Below are 16167 nucleotides of genomic sequence, written 5' to 3' on the forward strand. Positions count from 1 at the left end.
GTCCGGAGACGAGAGATGTACGACCAGTTCTACGGATTTGAGGGCCGCCCTTTCCAGCTGACACCCGATCCGCATTTCTACTTCGAAAGTGCGACGCACAGGAAGGCGCTGTCCTATCTGGGCTACGGCCTGGCACAGGGTGAAGGCTTCATCGTCATCACCGGCGACATCGGGGCTGGCAAGACGACGCTGGTCGGGCACCTGATGGCGACGATCGATCCGGCGCGGCTGACCGCCGTCAAGATCGTGTCGACGCAGGTGGGCGGTGACGACATGTTGCGCCTCACCGCGCAGAGCTTTGGCCTGCCGACCCACGACATGCCCAAGGCGCAGATTTTGCGGCAGATCGAGGCGTTCCTGCATGGGCAGGCGCGGGCGGGGCGGCGGTCGTTGCTGATCGTGGACGAGGCGCAGAATCTTTCGGTCTCGGCGATCGAAGAGCTGCGTATGCTTTCCAACTTCCAGCTGGGCGGGCAGTCGCTGTTGCAGATATTCCTGCTGGGCCAGCCGGAATTTCGCGATCTGCTGAAATCGGCGCAGCTGGAGCAGTTGCGGCAGCGCGTGATCGCGACCCATCATCTCGATCCGATGCAGCCCGAAGAGATCGAACCCTATATCCTGCATCGCCTGTCGATCGTCGGGTGGAATGGCGATCCGCAATTCACGCAGGAGGCGTTCGCCGCCATCTATGCAGCGACCGGGGGCGTGCCGCGCCGGGTCAATGTGCTGGCCAGCCGCGTGCTGCTGCTGGGTGCGCTGGATCAGTTGTCGGAGATCGATGCGGCGGCTGTACAGGCGGTGATCGAGGATATGGGTGCGGACAGCGATGTTGCCGTGCAGCCGATGCCGTCATCCGTGTTGGATCGCGCGGAGGAGGCGCCTGCTGCGGCTCCGGTTGCGGCGCAGGCGGAACCTGCGCGCGAGACGTTGCGCGCAGAACTCAATGCGCTGCGGTCGCGTCAGCCCGAGCCATCGCCCGCGCTGATGGACGAGATTGCCACGTTGCGCGCCGAGGTCGATTCGCTGCGGATCGAACAGGTCGCCATCCAGGCAGTGGATCCCGAGGCGCTGAAGGACTGTTTCACCCTGATCGAGGAGCGGCTTTCCTCGCTGGAGTTTCGCGTGGGCGAGCAGGATACGGCGCTGCGCCGCGTGCTGACATTGCTGGTGGACTGGGTGGAGCGTGAACAGCGGATGGGCGACGCGCCGCACAGCGCTGCTGCCTGACGCTTCATCATGGTGCTGAATGCCCTGTCGGTCGATGTGGAGGACTGGTTTCATGTCGGCGCTTTTGAACGCACAATCAGCCGGTCTTCGTGGGACGAACTGACGCATCGGGTGGAGCGCAATACGGATGCGGTGCTGGCCCTGTTTGCCGAGGCGGGGGTCAGCGCGACATTCTTCACGCTTGGGTGGGTGGCGGAACGTCACCCGGCGCTCATGCGGCGGATTGCCGAGGCGGGGCATGAGGTCGCGAGCCATGGCTATGACCATGCGCGGGTGTTTACGCTGAGCCCAGAGGCGTTTCGCGCGGATTTGCGCCGGTCGCGCGCTTTGCTGGAGGATGCCAGCGGGCAGCGCGTCATTGGCTATCGCGCGCCGAGTTTTTCTATCGATCATCGGACGCCTTGGGCTCATGCCATATTGGCGGAGGAGGGCTATCGCTATTCCAGCAGCGTCGCGCCGATCCGACATGATCATTATGGCTGGCCTGAATCGCCGCGCTTTGCCTGGCGGCCGGTGACGGGGAGTGATTTGCTGGAGTTGCCGGTGACGACGGCCGAGTTTGGCGGGCGGAGGTTGGCGGCTGGGGGCGGCGGATTTTTCCGGTTGCTGCCCTATGGCTTTTCCCGCTGGGCTATACGGCAAGTGAATGGGCGGGAGAAGCAGCCCGCCATCATCTATTTCCATCCCTGGGAGATTGATCCGGATCAGCCACGGGTGGCGGGAGCACCGCTTCGATCGCGCCTGCGCCATTATAGCAATCTGTCTGTCATGGCGGACAAGCTGCGGCGGCTGACCGCTGATTTTTCCTGGACGCGGGTGGATGCGTTGGTCGCTCATGGGGCGGAGTTGGCGGCATGAGGGCGGATGGCGGAGTCGGCGTAGTCACGCTCGACCTGGATGATACTGCTCAGATCGAAGCGGCGGATGCCTTTGTGACGGACATGGCGGACGGAACGCCTTTCCATCGGCCTGCCTGGATCAAAGCGATTCAACGTGGCACTCGCAACCGTGCGCATATGCTGGCTGCTGTCGCTTCGTCGGGACAGATTGCAGGCCTTTTGCCGCTTACCCATATGAAGAGCCGATTATTTGGTCAGGCCTTGGTTTCGTCCGGCTTTGCCGTCGATGGCGGGATACTGGCTAATGACCATGCCGTTATCGCGGCTCTTGCCGGCGCAGCGCAGCGGGTTGCTGGGGATATCGGCGTGTCTTCTGTCGAACTGAGAGGTGGCGAGCTGCCGGGTGAGGGCTGGACGCTTCATCAGGACAGCCATCTTGGCTTTGTCCGGCCGATTGCGGCGGATGATGAGGCGGAGTTGCTCGCGGTCCCGCGCAAGCACCGGGCCGAACTGCGGAAGGCGCTCGCCAATCCCGCGCTAAGGGTGGAGGTTGGGCGGGACGAGCGGTTCCTGCGCGCGCATTATGATGTTTATGCGCAGAGCGTGCGCAATCTGGGGACGCCGGTTTTTCCGAGGCGCCTGTTTCGCGAAGTGCTGGCGGCGTTCGGCGAGGATGCCGACATATTGATTGTCTATGAGGGCGACCGGCCGGTTTCGGGGGTGCTGGCGCTCTACCATCAGGGGCGGGTCATGCCTTTTTGGGGCGGGGGTGTCGCGGATGCGCGGCGGCTGCGTTCCAACGAGCTCATGTATTACCGGCTGATGGGCCATGGCCGGACGCGCGGCATGCGCCTGTTCGACTTCGGTCGGTCCAAGACGGGAAGCGGGCAGGCCGCGTGGAAGAAGAGCTTTGGCTTCGACCCGGTGCCGCTGGCCTATCATAGCTGGTCGGCGACGGGCGATCGGCGCGACATCAATCCCAACAGCGCGCAATATCAGCGGCGTGTGGAGATGTGGAAGAAGCTGCCGCTGCCGATCGCCAACCTGATCGGGCCGCTGATTTCGCGGGGGCTGGGATGACGGGCGAGATAGTTTTCCTCTGCCACCGCATCCCCTTCCCACCCGATCGGGGCGACAAGATTCGTTCCTATCACATATTGAAGCGGCTGGCGGAGATAGCGCCCGTGCATGTCGGCTGCTTTGCGGATGATGATCGCGATCTGAGCTTCGCATCGGCCATGGCGGAGATGACGGCGAGCCAGTGCGTGCTGAAGCGCAACCGTTCGCATGTGGTGGCGGGTCTCGCTGGGCTGGCGAAGCGGCAGCCGATGCTGGTGTCGCTCTTCGATGATCCGCGCATGCATCAATGGGTGCGGAAGACTTTGGCGGAACGGCCGATCGCGGCCGTGATGGGCTATTCGGTGCAGATGGCGCATTTCGTGCCAGATCTTCCCGATGGCGTTCGCTTCGTGATGGATTTCGTCGATTTTGATTCGGCCAAATATGCGAGCTATGGGGCGGCAGGCGGTGGCCCTATGGGATGGATCAACCGACGCGAAGGGCGGGTTTTGCTCGATTTTGAGCGTGCCACTGCCGAGCGCGCCGACGTCAGCGCTTTCGTTAGTGAGGCCGAGGCCGCGCTGTTCCGGCAGGCTGCGGGCCTGAACGCCGCGCGGGTCATCGGCATGGATAATGGCGTGGCGCTGGATTATTTCGATCCGGGGGCCGAATTTGATGAGGTTGCGCGACCGGCGGGTCCGCTCATCGTATTCACCGGGCAGATGGACTATCGGCCCAACGTCGAGGCGGTGGAAAGCTTTGCGCGCGATAGCTTGCCAGCCTTGCGAGCCAGGCATCCCGAGGCTCGCTTTGCCATCGTCGGGCGCAATCCTTCGCCGCAGGTTAGTGCGCTGTCGCAGTTGCCCGGCGTTATCGTGACGGGCGCGGTGCCTGATGTTCGCGGCTGGCTGGCGGCGGCGGATATTGTGGTTGCGCCGCTTCGGATCGCTCGAGGCATACAGAATAAGGTGCTGGAGGCGATGGCCATGGCGCGGCCCATAGTCGCGTCGCCGCAAGCGGCCGAAGGCATCAATGCGCAGGATGGCGCGCATTTCCTCATCGCGGCTGATCCTGTCGAAGAGGTCGAGGCGATATGCGCACTGCTGGCCGATCCTGAGCGAGCACGGCGTCTGGGCGAGGCTGCCCGCTCGCGGGTGGAGGAGCGCTATCGCTGGTCGGAAACGCTCAAGGGCTTGCCGGATATGCTGTTCGGTCCCGTGCCCGCTTTAGGCAGCCGAGCCGCGTGACTGAGAGGACGTTGCCTTTGTCTCGAGCGCGCAGCGTTGGCGTGGAAGGCTGGCGCGGGCATCTCGCCGCGCTTGGCGTTCTGGCGTTCCTGATCCTGACGCTGTTCCATCGCGATGCGTCGGGCATGGTGTCGATATGGTGGAACGCGTCCACCTTCGGTCATTGCCTCTTCATCCCGTTCCTGATCGCCTGGCTTGTGCAGCAAAGACTTACCGGCCTGCGCCAGCTTGAGCCTGTCGCATGGGCGCCTGGGCTGCTCTGGATGGCGCTGGGCGCATTCGCCTGGCTGTTGGGAGCGGCGGCGGGTGTCGCGGTGTTCCGCCACGCCGCGATCATCCTGATGTTGCAGGGTAGCGTTGTCACGTTGCTCGGGCCTGCCGTGGCAAGAGCGCTGCTGTTCCCGCTCTTCTACGCCTTCTTCATGGTGCCGGTGGGAGAGGAACTGGTCGCGCCGCTGCAATTGATCACGGCGCGGCTGTGCATGGTTTTTCTCGATATTGTGGGCGTTCCCGCGCATCTGGACGGCATCTTCATAACGACACCCACCGGCTATTTCCGCGTGGCCGAGGCGTGTTCGGGCGCGAAGTTCGTGATTGCGATGACGGCCTATGGCGCGCTGGTCTGCAATGTCTGCTTTTCCAGCTGGCCGCGTCGCATCCTATTCATGGCCGGTGCGCTGATATTGGCGGTTCTGGCCAATGGATTGCGTGCGTTCGGGACGATATGGATCGCGCATCTGACAAATATCGAGGCCGCTGTCGGCTTTGACCATGTCATGTATGGCTGGGTCTTTTTCGCTATCATCATGGCGGTGGTGATGGCCGCAGCGTGGCCGTTTTTCGACCGTCGGCCCGGTGATCCATGGTTTGATCCTGCTCGGCTTGGGAGTCTCATTCGTGGTCGCCTCCCGCTTGTCGTCGCAGTTGGTGCAGCGAGCCTGTTGGGGCTTACCGCGCCCGTCTGGCTGATCGTGAGCGCGGCGGTGAGCAAGCCGCTGCCCGGTGCGCCGACTCTCCCGGCGGTCAAGGGCTGGGCACCGACTTCCGCGCAGCCCCGCTACCCCTGGAGGCCGCGATTCGATGGCGCGGATTATCTGGTCCTCGGGCGCTACCGAAATGCGACGGGCTATGTGGTCGACCTCGCCATCGCCAGTTTCGATCGGCAGGACGAGGGGCGCGAGCTGGTCGGATTCGCCCAGGGCGCTGCCAATCCCGACCAGCGTTGGTCATGGTCATCCCCTGCGCCCGCTCCTGCGTACGGGCTGGGCGAGCAGATGACCGCCCCCGGCCCGGTGGTCCGTCATGCCGTCAGCTTCTACAAGGTGGGAGACGGCCCCGTCACTGGCAGCGCACCGCGCGTGAAGATCGACACGATGCTCGCTCGGTTGCTCGGCCGCGACCAGCGCGCCGCTGCGATTATCGTCTCGGCCGAAGAGAGGCAGGGCAAGCCCGCCGACGCCGCCATCGCGCTGTTCCTGCAAGATATTGGCGATGTGAAGGATTTGGCTGACCGCAGCCTCGGCATCCGCTAAAGCCCGTTCGCATGTGCGGGATAGCGGGCATCTTCCACCTTGAAACGGCCAAGCCGGTCGATCCGGCGCGGGTTCGCGCTATGCTGGACGTGATGCCGCATCGCGGACCCGATGGCAGTGGCATGTGGACGGCGCCGGGCGTCGGGCTGGGCCATGTGCGCCTTTCCATCATCGACCTTGGCGGCGGGGCGCAGCCCATGCTGACCGAGGATGAGAGCCTAGCCGTCACCTTCAATGGCGAGATTTATAATTTCGCCGAAGTTCGCGCGGAGCTGGAAGCCAAGGGCCATGTGTTTCGCACGGACAGTGATACGGAGGTCATCCTCCACGGTTACCGCCAGTGGGGCGAGGCCTGTGTCGAGCGGTTCCATGGCATGTTCGCCTTTGCCCTGTTCGACGCGCGGGCGCAGTCGCTGTGGCTGGTGCGCGACCGGCTGGGGGTGAAGCCGCTTTATTATGCGCAGCTTTCGGACGGCAGTTTGATCTTTGGGTCGGAATTGAAGAGCCTGCTTGCCCATCCGCTGCTGCGCCGCGCGCCCGATCTGGCGGCGGTGGAGGATTTCATGGCCTATGGCTATGTTCCCGACGATGCCTGCATCGTAGCAGGCGTGCGCAAGTTGGCGGCGGGTCATACGCTGCGGCTGGTGCGTGGGCGGCCCGTGCCTCAGCCGCAGCGCTATTGGGATGTGAGCTTTGCCGAACGCAGCAGGGCTAAGCCGGAGGCGCTGGAAGAGGAACTGGTCGCCCTGATGCGGCAGGCGGTGCGGTCGCGCATGGTTTCCGACGTGCCGCTGGGGGCTTTCCTGTCCGGTGGCGTGGATAGTTCCAGCGTCGTCGCCCTGATGGCGGAGGCGTCTAATCAGGCGGTGAAGACCTGCACCATCGGCTTCGATGTCGCGAGTCTGGACGAAAGCGCCTATGCCGACCGGATCGCCCGCCGCTTTGCTACCGACCACCGCATGCGGATCGTATCGCCCGATGATTATGGGTTGATCGATACGCTCGCCTATCATTTTGACGAGCCCTTCGCCGATGCCTCCGCGTTGCCCACCTATCGGGTGTGCGAACTGGCGCGGGAAAAGGTCACTGTCGCCTTGTCGGGTGATGGTGCCGACGAAGCCTTCGCCGGATATCGCCGCCATCGCTTCCAGATGCAGGGGGAGCGGGTGCGCAGCCTCATCCCCGCATCGGTGCGCGAGCCGCTGTTCGGCACATTGGGCCGCTGGTATCCCAAAGCCGATTGGGCGCCCCAAGCGCTGCGGGCAAAGTCGACTTTCCTCGAATTGGCGGGAGAGGGGAGCGAGGCTTATGCGGCATCCGTCAGCGTGACACCTCATGCCCTGCGCCAGAGGCTGTTCAGCCAGGACATGCGCAGTCGGCTGGGCGCCTATCGGGCGGAGGATCGCTATATCCGTGCCATGGCGGAAGCGCCCGCGCGCGATCCGCTGGACCGGGCGCAATATGCCGATATTCACATCTGGCTGCCCGGCGACATCCTGACCAAGACCGATCGGATGAGCATGGCTGTGGGTCTGGAGGCGCGCGAGCCGTTGCTCGACCATCGGCTGGTGGAGTTCGCCGCCCGCTTGCCAGTTGCCCAGCGTATCCGGGGGAATAGCGGCAAATATCTGATGAAGAAGGCGATGGAGCCTTACCTGCCCCACGATATTCTCTATCGTCAGAAAATGGGCTTCGTGACGCCGATCAGCAACTGGTTTCGCGGGCCGCTGGCGGGGGAGGCGAGCGCCATTGCGGGTGGCTCGGCGCTTGCCCGAACCGGCTGGTTCGACGCCAAGGCGCTGGGACGCATCGCGGCCGATCACAAGTCCGGTATGGCCGATCATGGCCGCTTGCTTTGGCAATTGCTGATGCTGGACAAGTCGCTGACCCGCTTGTTCGGTCTTTGACCGGCTCGCAAACAAGGCGCTTGCACGCAAAGCCTTGCATGGCAGTCCCGCCAGTGCCAACGGAGCGGGCGGGTTAAGGACAAGCAGGACGCAAGTGACAGTTTCGAAGGAAATAGTTCGAGCGCGACTTTATCTGCTGTGCCTCCTTGGAGACTTGGCAGGGTTGTTCCTGTCATTCTTGCTGGCGAACTGGTTCGTGCTGGGCGCGCTGCTGGGCGAGCCGGGGAAGCCGCATGGCCTCGTGATGTTCGCCATGGTCGCGCCGCTTTATATATTGCTGGCGGTGCAGGGCGGGGCTTACGGCATTCACATGCTGGACGACATCCGGCGCGGCATCTTCCGGGGGCTTTTGGCGCTGGCGCAGGCGGCCTTGCTGATGCTCCTGGTGGTCTATTTGGGCAAGATCGCCGAACAGCTTTCGCGTTTGACCTTTGTCGTCGGCCTTGGCTTTTCGGCGGTCAGCGTCGCGCTGGTACGGCTGGCGATCGCCCGGCTTGGCGCTCGCCTGCTGGGCGAGGTGCCGCACCTTACCGCCGTCATCATGGATGGCGTGGAGATAGAGACTGGCTCTCACATGGAAGTGATCGACGCCGCCGCCGCCAACTTGCGGCCTGCCAGCCACGATGCCGACATGGCGGCACGGCTGGCGGCGGCGGTGGGGATGGCGGAGCGTGTGATTGTCGCATGCCCGATGGAGCGGATGAGCGACTGGTCGGTGGCGCTCAAATCCCTGTCCGCGCGCGGTGAGATCGTGGTGCCCGAATTGCTGCGTTTCGCACCTGCTCGCGTCGATGAGTTCGATGGGCAACCGACCATCATCGTGGCGGGCGGCCCGTTTCAGTTCCGGGACCGCATCATAAAGCGGATTTTCGACATCATTGTCGCGACAGCCGCGACCATCGCCATTGCGCCGGTGTTGATAGCCGCTGCGCTGGCGGTGAAGCTGACCAGCCCCGGACCCGTGATCTTCAAGCAGCCCCGGATCGGACGCGATGCGCGGCCCTTCAATATCTACAAGTTCCGGTCGATGCGGATCGACGCGACCGATCACAAAGCCGACAAGCTCACCGCGCGCGACGATGATCGGGTGACGCCTGTCGGACGCTTCCTGCGCCGCACCAGCATCGATGAACTGCCGCAGCTGTTCAACGTCCTGCGCGGCGACATGAGCATTGTCGGGCCGCGTCCCCATGCTGCGGCGGCCAAGGCGGGCGACAGCCTCTATTGGGAAGTCGATGAGCGTTATTGGGAGCGACATTGCATCAAGCCGGGCATGACCGGCCTTGCGCAGGTTCGCGGTCATCGCGGATCGACCGACCATCATCAGGACTTGATCGACCGGCTCCAGTCGGACCTTGAATATGTGACGAAATGGTCGATCTGGCGCGACCTGCGTATCATCATGGCGACCATCGGGGTGCTGGTGCATCACAAGGCCTATTGATGCGCGGCGTGGACCTTATCCTTTTGCTCGTTCTTGTTACTTCGGTCGTAGCGTTGCTCTGGCCGTTCCTCTTTTACCCGCTAATCCTGCGCGCCCTTCCGACGAAGCCGGAGGCGCCGCGCGCGGGTGAAGTGCCCTCGGCTTCGCTGCTTTTCTGCGCCTATAACGAGGCAGCGGCGATGCCGGAGAAGCTGGCCAATCTGGCGATGTTGAAGCGCCGCCATCCCGCCCTTGAGATTCTGGCCTTCGATGATGGCTCGTCCGATGAGACCGCGTCGCTAATCGGGGCAGAGGGCGATCTGGTGACGCTGATCCAGGGTCCGGGTCGCAGCGGTAAGGCGCATGGCATGAAGCAGCTTGCGGCGCGGGCTGTCGGCGACGTGCTGATCTTCACCGACGCCAATGTGATGCTGGACGAGGACGCGATCGGCCATCTGCTTGCTCGCTATGCTGATCCGCAGGTGGGAGGCGTTCTGGGTTCGCTGCATTATATGGGTGAGGGAGAAAGCGCGACGGCGTCGGTGGGTTCGCTCTACTGGCGGATGGAGGAGCGTCTGAAGGACGAGGAGTCCCGCACTGGCAATGTGTTGGGGGCGGACGGTTCGATCTTTTCCATCCGTCGCGCGCTCTATCCTGTGTTTCCGGACAGTGTGCTTGACGACCTGACGGTGTCGATGGCAGTGGTGTTCGCGGGATCGCGGCTGGTCAAGGCGAAGGACGTCATCGCCAGGGAAAGACTGGTTGCGGGCAGGGGCGATGAATATCGGCGAAAGGTTCGAATCGCCGCTCGCGCATGGCACACGCATCTGCACCTTCGGCCTCAGCTTCGGCGTATGAAGGCGCTCGACCGTTTCAAATATACGTCTCGCAAGATTATCAGGTGGTTTGGGGGAGTCTCCATCCTGACCGGGGGGATTGCGGCCCTGTTGCTGGCACTCCGCATCTCGCCTTTGCTGGCTCTTGGTGGGACGGTGCTCGCGTTACTTTTGCTGACGATGGGCTTGCGGGCGAAGTCGGGGCCTTTGGCGGCGGTGACCGATATTCTCATCGCCTATGCCGCGACGCTTCAGGGGGTCATGAAGGCCATGTCGGGCCGAACTGTCACTGTCTGGAATCCCGCAAAGTCACGCTGATCCCTCTCGCCAAAGGCGGGGCATCATGTATAGGCCCTCCCCAATGCTGATCGGAGCCAAGGCGTGATTACTTTCCAGCGGGTGGCAAAGGCCGCCGGCAAGCACCTGACCCGGACCATGCTTGCTCTGCGCAAGGCGACGGGTGCGCGCGCAAACCGGGCGTGCCCCGCATGTGGGCAGTCGGTCGTCGGCTTCTTCCGCTATGGCGAGAATGCGGAATGGGGATGCCCCAGCTGTGGCGCGTCCCCGCGCGAGAGGCTGATGAACCATCTGATCGTGGAAAAGACGCTGACGGTTCCGGAACATGGGGCCATCCTGCACATGGCGCCCAATGAAGGCAGCCTTGTCCGCCGCTTTTCCGCCGCCGCCGGTTATGTGCCCGCCGATCTTGATCCGGCGCGCTATTCGGTTCCCGGCATGCGCTGCGTGGACCTGATGGCGTTGGAGGAGGCTGAACAATATGACCTGTTCTACGCCAGTCATGTCATGGAGCATGTGCCCGACGATCATGCCGTTCTGCGCAATATCTATCGCGCGTTGAAGCCCGGCGGCGAAGCCTGGCTGATCGTGCCGCTGTGGGACAAGCCTACCGAGGATGGCAGCTTCGACATGCCGCCTCGGGAACGGGAACGGCGATTTGGCCAGTGGGACCATGTTCGCCAATATGGTCTGGATTTCGCCGATCGTATCCGGGCTGCGGGCTTCCAGTTGGAGGAGATCGACGCGAACGGCATTGATGCCGATACGCGCCACTTCTTTGCGCTGGATGATCGTTTGTTCCGCGCCCGCAAGCCCATAGGAAGCGCCGCCCGGTGAGCGCGCCGGTCGGCAGGACCATCGCGAGGATGGAAGGGTCTGCCCGGTTCATCGCCCTCATCAAGCTCGCCAATGTCGGGCTGACGCTGATCTGGGGCTTTGCGGTTACTTATGTCTTCGTGCGCGTCCTGCCGCTGCGCGAGTTTCAGGCGTTCCTGCTGCTGGTCGCCTTCGGCAACTTCACCATTTCGGCCGAGTTCGGCCTGACCAGCATTATCTATGCGCGGCTGCGGCGTCATTGGCTTGGCCATGGCGGAGACAGCGGAGACAGCGGGGACGGCTTCCGTCTGGAGGAAATGGGCGTCCTTTTCCTGTTCCTGGGCATGCTGATCCTTGGCGGTGTGGTGATCCTGCTCGTCGCGCTGGTGGCGGGGGGGATCGACACGACGATGCCGCTGCTCTTCATTCTTTTCTTCCTGTCCGCCTGCATCAACCTTCCGGCGCTGCTCGCGAAACGGGCGCTGGCGGCGGTCGATGGGAATTTCGTCTGGGAAATGCTGGACTGCGTACGGCGGATGATGACCATCGCGCTGCTGCTGTTGATCCTCAAAGGGTTGGACGCGCGTCTTTCGGTGGCGCTGCAACTGGTCATCAGCATGGCCGTGATCGGATATGCCATCAAGTTGGTGCATGGTCGGTTGGGGATGACCTCCGGGCACTGGCTGGCCTTTCGCCGGGGCGGGGCATATGTGCGCACCCATTATCTGCGGGATATAAGTGCGTCGGCGCTGTTCACCGTGTCGGAGATCGTGGCCTATAATGCGCCCTATTTCACCATAGCGTTCGCCACGCAGGACGCGCGGCCGATGCTGCTTTTCGATTTCCTGTTTAAGATGTCGCGGGCGCTTTCCATGGCCATCCGCGCCATGGTGGAGGCCGCGCTTCCTCGCATCACCCGTGCTTTTCATGGGGGAGACCGGACCCGCCTGCGCCAGTTGCTGACACGCGCACTGGCGGCCGGGTTTATCTTCGCCCTTGCCGCGTCGGCTGCGTTGCTGATGCTTGGGCAGTGGGTCTTCGCAAAGCTGTTCGCTGGACGAGCCGCCATTGGTATGACCGATCTGCTGCTGATTGATGGCGCTTTGCTGGCGCTGACGCTGATCTGCGTGTCGGTCTATGTCCAGGCGGCGCTCGGGCGCTTTTCTCATTTGCTCAAGCGCTCACTACCCTTCCTCGCCGGATCATTGCTCAGCGTGCCGCTCGCCATGATGCTGGGTGACGGGTTCGATCGAGGCTTCCTCGCGATTTATGCGCTGACGATGATCGTGGTTGCGGCGCTTCACGCCCTGTCGTTGCGACGTCTGCTGCAAGGTTCGGCCGCGCGATGAAGATTGCAATGGTCGATCCGTCGCTTTTCACCGGGCGATATGATGACAGCCTGTGCAGCGGTCTTGCTGGACTGGGCGCGGATGTCACTTTGTTCGGCCGCCCGATGCGATCCGCTGACGCCATCGCGCCGGAATATTATCGATACGAACCGCGCTTCTTCCGCCGAAGTGAAGCGCTGCGAGCGCGATTGGGGGAGGGCAAGGCCTTTCGTCTGATCAAGGCTGCCGAATATGGTGCTGCCTGCGCGCTTGGCCGGGTCAGTGCGTTGACAGCGGCGGACGTTGCGCATTTCCAATGGCTGCCACTCGCGCCCGCCGACCGCCTGCTGTTGCGCCGATTGAAGGGGCGGGTTCCACTGGTCCATACGGTCCACAATGCGGATGCCTATCATGCCGATGCAGGCGTGCAGGGCAGGGGATATCGCGCTTTGCTCGACCTGTTCGATGCGCTGATCGTGCATGGCGATACGACGCGGCAGGCTTTGGATGCGCAGGGGATCGCACCTACCCGCGTTCATGTGACGCCCCACCCCCCGATGCGTCTGGCACCGGCAACCTCGGCCGATCTGGCCGCTATTCCCGATCCCTCGGTTCCGCGCCTGCTCTTCTTCGGCACGATCAGGCCCTATAAGGGCGTCGATATATTGATCGAGGCTTGCATGTCGCTCTGGCGGGCGGGTCATGCTTTCGAACTGGTGGCGGCGGGTAAGCCCTTCATGGATGTAACGCCATTGCTGGAAAGAGTCCGGGCTGAGGGCTTTGCCGACCGGCTGATTGCCGACCTTGGCTTCCTCACCGAAGGGCGGCTCGACGCGCATATGGCAAAGGCCGACGCCATCATCTTCCCCTATCGCCAGATCGATTCAAGCGGCGCATTCCTGTCTGCCCTGCACCATGGCAAGGCGATGGTAACATCGGACATGGGTATGTTCGCCGCCTTGCCGGAAGGGGTGGCGATCCGCACAGCGGCCGGAAATCCGGACGATCTTGCTCAAGCCCTCTTGCGGCTAATCCAAAGCCCCGCCATCAGGCAGACGGCTGGCGCGGCGGCACGCGCCTATGGTGAGACTATGGGCAGTTGGAAGGACATGGCCTTGGCAACGATCGGCATTTACCGCTCCGTTATGGCCTCGCGCGCGTGAGCCGATATGTCCGCGAACTGGCCGACCGCGCGCTGGCGATCCGCCTCTCCATCGCCGGGCGGGTGCATCAATATCCGGAGATTCAGGCGCTTCGTCGGTTCCTTTCTGCCTTTGCGGTCGATTGCGTGTTCGATGTCGGTGCTAACCGGGGGCAATATGCGGTCATGTTGCGCAAGGATGTAGGCTTTTCCGGCACGATTCTGTCCTTTGAACCCAACCCCGATATTTTTGCCGAGCTATCCCGCCGGGCGGCCTCCGATCCCAAATGGCATGTGTTCAACCTCGCCTTGTCCGACTTTGAAGGAACGGCCAGTTTCAACATCATGGCGGCCGATCAATTCAGCTCGCTCAAGAAACCGTCGGATCGGCAGGATGCTATCTTCGCCGAGCGCAACAAGGTCACCCGGACGGTCGAGATGCAATGCAGGCGGATCGACACGCTTCTGCCGGAATTGCGGGTGGAGCATGGATTTTCCCGTCCGTTCCTGAAGATGGACACGCAGGGTCATGACCTTTCCGTTTGCGAAGGTGCGGGGGCCGCGATCGCTGTCATGGCGGGCGTGCAGACCGAACTTGGCGTGAGGCCCATCTACGAAAACGGCACCGGTTATCAGGCGATGATCGATTGGCTGGAGCAAAAGGATTTCATCCCCTCGGCATTCTTCGCCAACAATAAGGGGCATTTCCCGCTGCTCGTCGAAATGGATGGGATTTTCGTCAACCGGACGCTGCTGCCGCAGGAAAGCTGAATGTACCTTCCGCCCGCCCGGCCTATCGATGCCCGCCGCCTGTTCCTGGCGGGTGCCATCGGCCTGACCCTGTGGCTGGGCGCCACTTTCCTGTGGCATGTGACGTACCGGCAGGGCGTCAGCCTGGCCGTCATCCTGTTTCTGGATCAGGATTTTCCCGCATTGCTGGGCGGGCTGTTACTGCTGACGCTGGCGGCGCTTTTTGCCGGGGGGATGGCGTTTCGCCTGCCAAAGCCCCGCGCGCGGGTGATCGTGCCGCTGATCGTCGTCTTTGGCCTCGTCGCCTGGGCGGGCCATTATTGGCTGTTCCAGAACTATTCGATTTCGCGAGACGAGGAAGTCGCGCGCTTTGCCGCCGCTTATATGCGAGAAGGATTGTTCGCCCGGCCGATCCCCGCCGAATGGGAAGCCTATCGGCGCGCGATCATGCCGGAATTCTTCTCTCCCTTTGGCGCTGCCGACTATTGGACCGCTGCCTATCTGCCGGTGAACAGCGCGATCCAAGCCCTGTTCTGGCAGTTGGGCGACCCGAACCTGGCGGGGCCAGCGCTACTGATTGCCGGGCTTTTTGCGCTGTGGCGCGTGGCGCTGCATCTTTTTCCGACGCGGGACGATGCCGTTTGGGTGACGATGCTGCTTGGGTTGTCGTCAACTCAGCTCTGGGTCACGGCGATGACCCCTTATGCGATGACGGGCCATTTCGCGCTCAACATGATCTGGCTTGCGCTTGTTCTGAGAGGCGGCGTTATCGGTCATGTCAGCGCTGGTGCGGTGGCGCTGGTGGCGGCTGGCCTGCATCAGTGGCATTTCCCGCCGATCTTCATCGCGCCCTTCATATTGTGGATGCTGCTATCGCGCCGCTGGGCTGTGGCCGCATTTCACGTCCTGATCCTCATCGCCATCGTTGTCGTGTGGGCAAAGCTTTGGCCCGGATTTCTCGTCCAGTCGTTGGGGCCTGCCGCCGATGTCCGGCCTTCCGCAGGAGTGGCGGACAAGGTGGGGAGCCTGTTCGAACGCCTGGGGGACCGCTGGCAACCGCTGGTCAACCTCAGCCGCTTTGCTGCATGGAACAACATATTGATGGTGCCCCTAGCGGCGCTGGGCGTGATGGCGATGCAATGGCGCAAGGCATTGCGGGGGCAGGAAATCGCGTTGCCGCTGGCGTTCGGCTGCTTTGCCGGTTGCGCGCTGGCGCTGGCGCAGGGCTATGGCTGGGGCTTTCGCTATGCCCATGGCTTCATCGGGCCGTTCTGCCTGCTGGCGGGACTAGGCTGGGCGCGTTTCCGTCCAGCGGCGATGCGGCCCATTTACCTGGCCGTGGCGATAACGGTCGCGATGAGCGCCTTTCTGGTCTGGCGCACGCATGTGTTCGTCGCGCCCTATGCCGCCAGCCATCGTATGATCGATGCGTCGAAAGCCGATGTGGTGCTGGTCGATCCGCGCGGCGGATTATATGTGACCGATCTTGTGCGCGGCCGGGACGGTGTGCCGGGGCGGCCCATGGTGATGAACCTTGGCATGTTGACGCTGGGGCAGGTGGACGAGCTTTGCCAGCATTATGTCGTCGAACTGTTCGACCGCGCCGAGTTCCGCCCGTTGGGCATACCGCTCGCTCGCTGGAATCTCGGGCGCATGGACGCGCTCCGCGCACATATGAAGGCTGCTGGATGCGACAAGCCGGTGTTGCCGCCGCTGCCTGAAACCATCGATGATGCGATGAACGCGTCGGGCGACGTGCTATAAT

At 63.0% G+C, this 16167-nt stretch carries 13 protein-coding genes; all 13 read left to right on the forward strand.

The window, feature by feature from the left end; translation table 11 throughout:
* Window positions 1-15 precede the first annotated feature (15 nt).
* The 13 genes from ACZ5TH_RS03860 to ACZ5TH_RS03920 all read left to right on the forward strand — a co-directional run bounded on the left by ACZ5TH_RS03860 (window position 16) and on the right by ACZ5TH_RS03920 (window position 16166).
* Window positions 16-1227 carry an XrtA/PEP-CTERM system-associated ATPase gene (locus ACZ5TH_RS03860; protein WP_464794672.1) on the forward strand — a complete coding sequence of 404 codons (1212 nt, stop codon included), beginning with the start codon at window positions 16-18 and terminating at the stop codon, window positions 1225-1227.
* A gap of 9 nt (window positions 1228-1236) precedes the next feature.
* The gene (locus tag ACZ5TH_RS03865; protein ID WP_464794673.1) at window positions 1237-2085 is read left to right on the forward strand and encodes an XrtA system polysaccharide deacetylase; all 849 of its coding nucleotides are present in this window, start codon (window positions 1237-1239) and stop codon (window positions 2083-2085) included.
* Complete coding sequence (locus ACZ5TH_RS03870) at window positions 2082-3146, forward strand: FemAB family XrtA/PEP-CTERM system-associated protein (protein WP_464794674.1); 1065 nt, start codon at window positions 2082-2084, stop codon at window positions 3144-3146. Before ACZ5TH_RS03865 ends, ACZ5TH_RS03870 begins: the two co-directional genes overlap by 4 nt.
* The gene (locus ACZ5TH_RS03875; RefSeq protein ID WP_464794675.1) at window positions 3143-4372 is read left to right on the forward strand and encodes a TIGR03087 family PEP-CTERM/XrtA system glycosyltransferase; all 1230 of its coding nucleotides are present in this window, start codon (window positions 3143-3145) and stop codon (window positions 4370-4372) included. The genes ACZ5TH_RS03870 and ACZ5TH_RS03875 overlap by 4 nt, the downstream gene beginning before the upstream one ends.
* Window positions 4369-5904 (forward strand): exosortase A, encoded by a 1536-nt coding sequence (gene xrtA / locus ACZ5TH_RS03880; protein ID WP_464794676.1) that lies wholly within the window; start codon window positions 4369-4371, stop codon window positions 5902-5904. The genes ACZ5TH_RS03875 and xrtA overlap by 4 nt, the downstream gene beginning before the upstream one ends.
* 11 nt (window positions 5905-5915) lie before the next feature.
* Window positions 5916-7811, forward strand: coding sequence for an XrtA/PEP-CTERM system amidotransferase (locus tag ACZ5TH_RS03885; protein WP_464794677.1), 1896 nt, complete (start codon window positions 5916-5918; stop codon window positions 7809-7811).
* Between the two features lie 94 nt (window positions 7812-7905).
* Window positions 7906-9255 carry an exopolysaccharide biosynthesis polyprenyl glycosylphosphotransferase gene (locus tag ACZ5TH_RS03890; protein WP_464794678.1) on the forward strand — a complete coding sequence of 450 codons (1350 nt, stop codon included), beginning with the start codon at window positions 7906-7908 and terminating at the stop codon, window positions 9253-9255.
* Window positions 9255-10388, forward strand: a complete 1134-nt coding sequence (locus tag ACZ5TH_RS03895; RefSeq protein WP_464794679.1) for a glycosyltransferase — start codon at window positions 9255-9257, stop codon at window positions 10386-10388. The genes ACZ5TH_RS03890 and ACZ5TH_RS03895 overlap by 1 nt, the downstream gene beginning before the upstream one ends.
* A 63-nt stretch (window positions 10389-10451) precedes the next feature.
* On the forward strand, window positions 10452-11204 hold the full coding sequence (locus tag ACZ5TH_RS03900; RefSeq protein ID WP_464794680.1) for a class I SAM-dependent methyltransferase: 753 nt from the start codon (window positions 10452-10454) through the stop codon (window positions 11202-11204).
* Window positions 11205-11233: 29 nt separating this feature from the next.
* Window positions 11234-12532 (forward strand): hypothetical protein, encoded by a 1299-nt coding sequence (locus tag ACZ5TH_RS03905; RefSeq protein WP_464794681.1) that lies wholly within the window; start codon window positions 11234-11236, stop codon window positions 12530-12532.
* Window positions 12529-13674 (forward strand): glycosyltransferase family 4 protein, encoded by a 1146-nt coding sequence (locus ACZ5TH_RS03910; RefSeq protein WP_464794682.1) that lies wholly within the window; start codon window positions 12529-12531, stop codon window positions 13672-13674. The genes ACZ5TH_RS03905 and ACZ5TH_RS03910 overlap by 4 nt, the downstream gene beginning before the upstream one ends.
* Window positions 13671-14423: an FkbM family methyltransferase gene (locus ACZ5TH_RS03915; protein WP_464794683.1), complete on the forward strand. Its 753-nt coding sequence runs from the start codon at window positions 13671-13673 to the stop codon at window positions 14421-14423. The genes ACZ5TH_RS03910 and ACZ5TH_RS03915 overlap by 4 nt, the downstream gene beginning before the upstream one ends.
* Window positions 14424-16166: an MFS transporter gene (locus tag ACZ5TH_RS03920; RefSeq protein ID WP_464794684.1), complete on the forward strand. Its 1743-nt coding sequence runs from the start codon at window positions 14424-14426 to the stop codon at window positions 16164-16166.
* Window position 16167: the final 1 nt, after the last annotated feature.

The organism is Sphingobium sp. TomTYG73, from assembly GCF_055394245.1.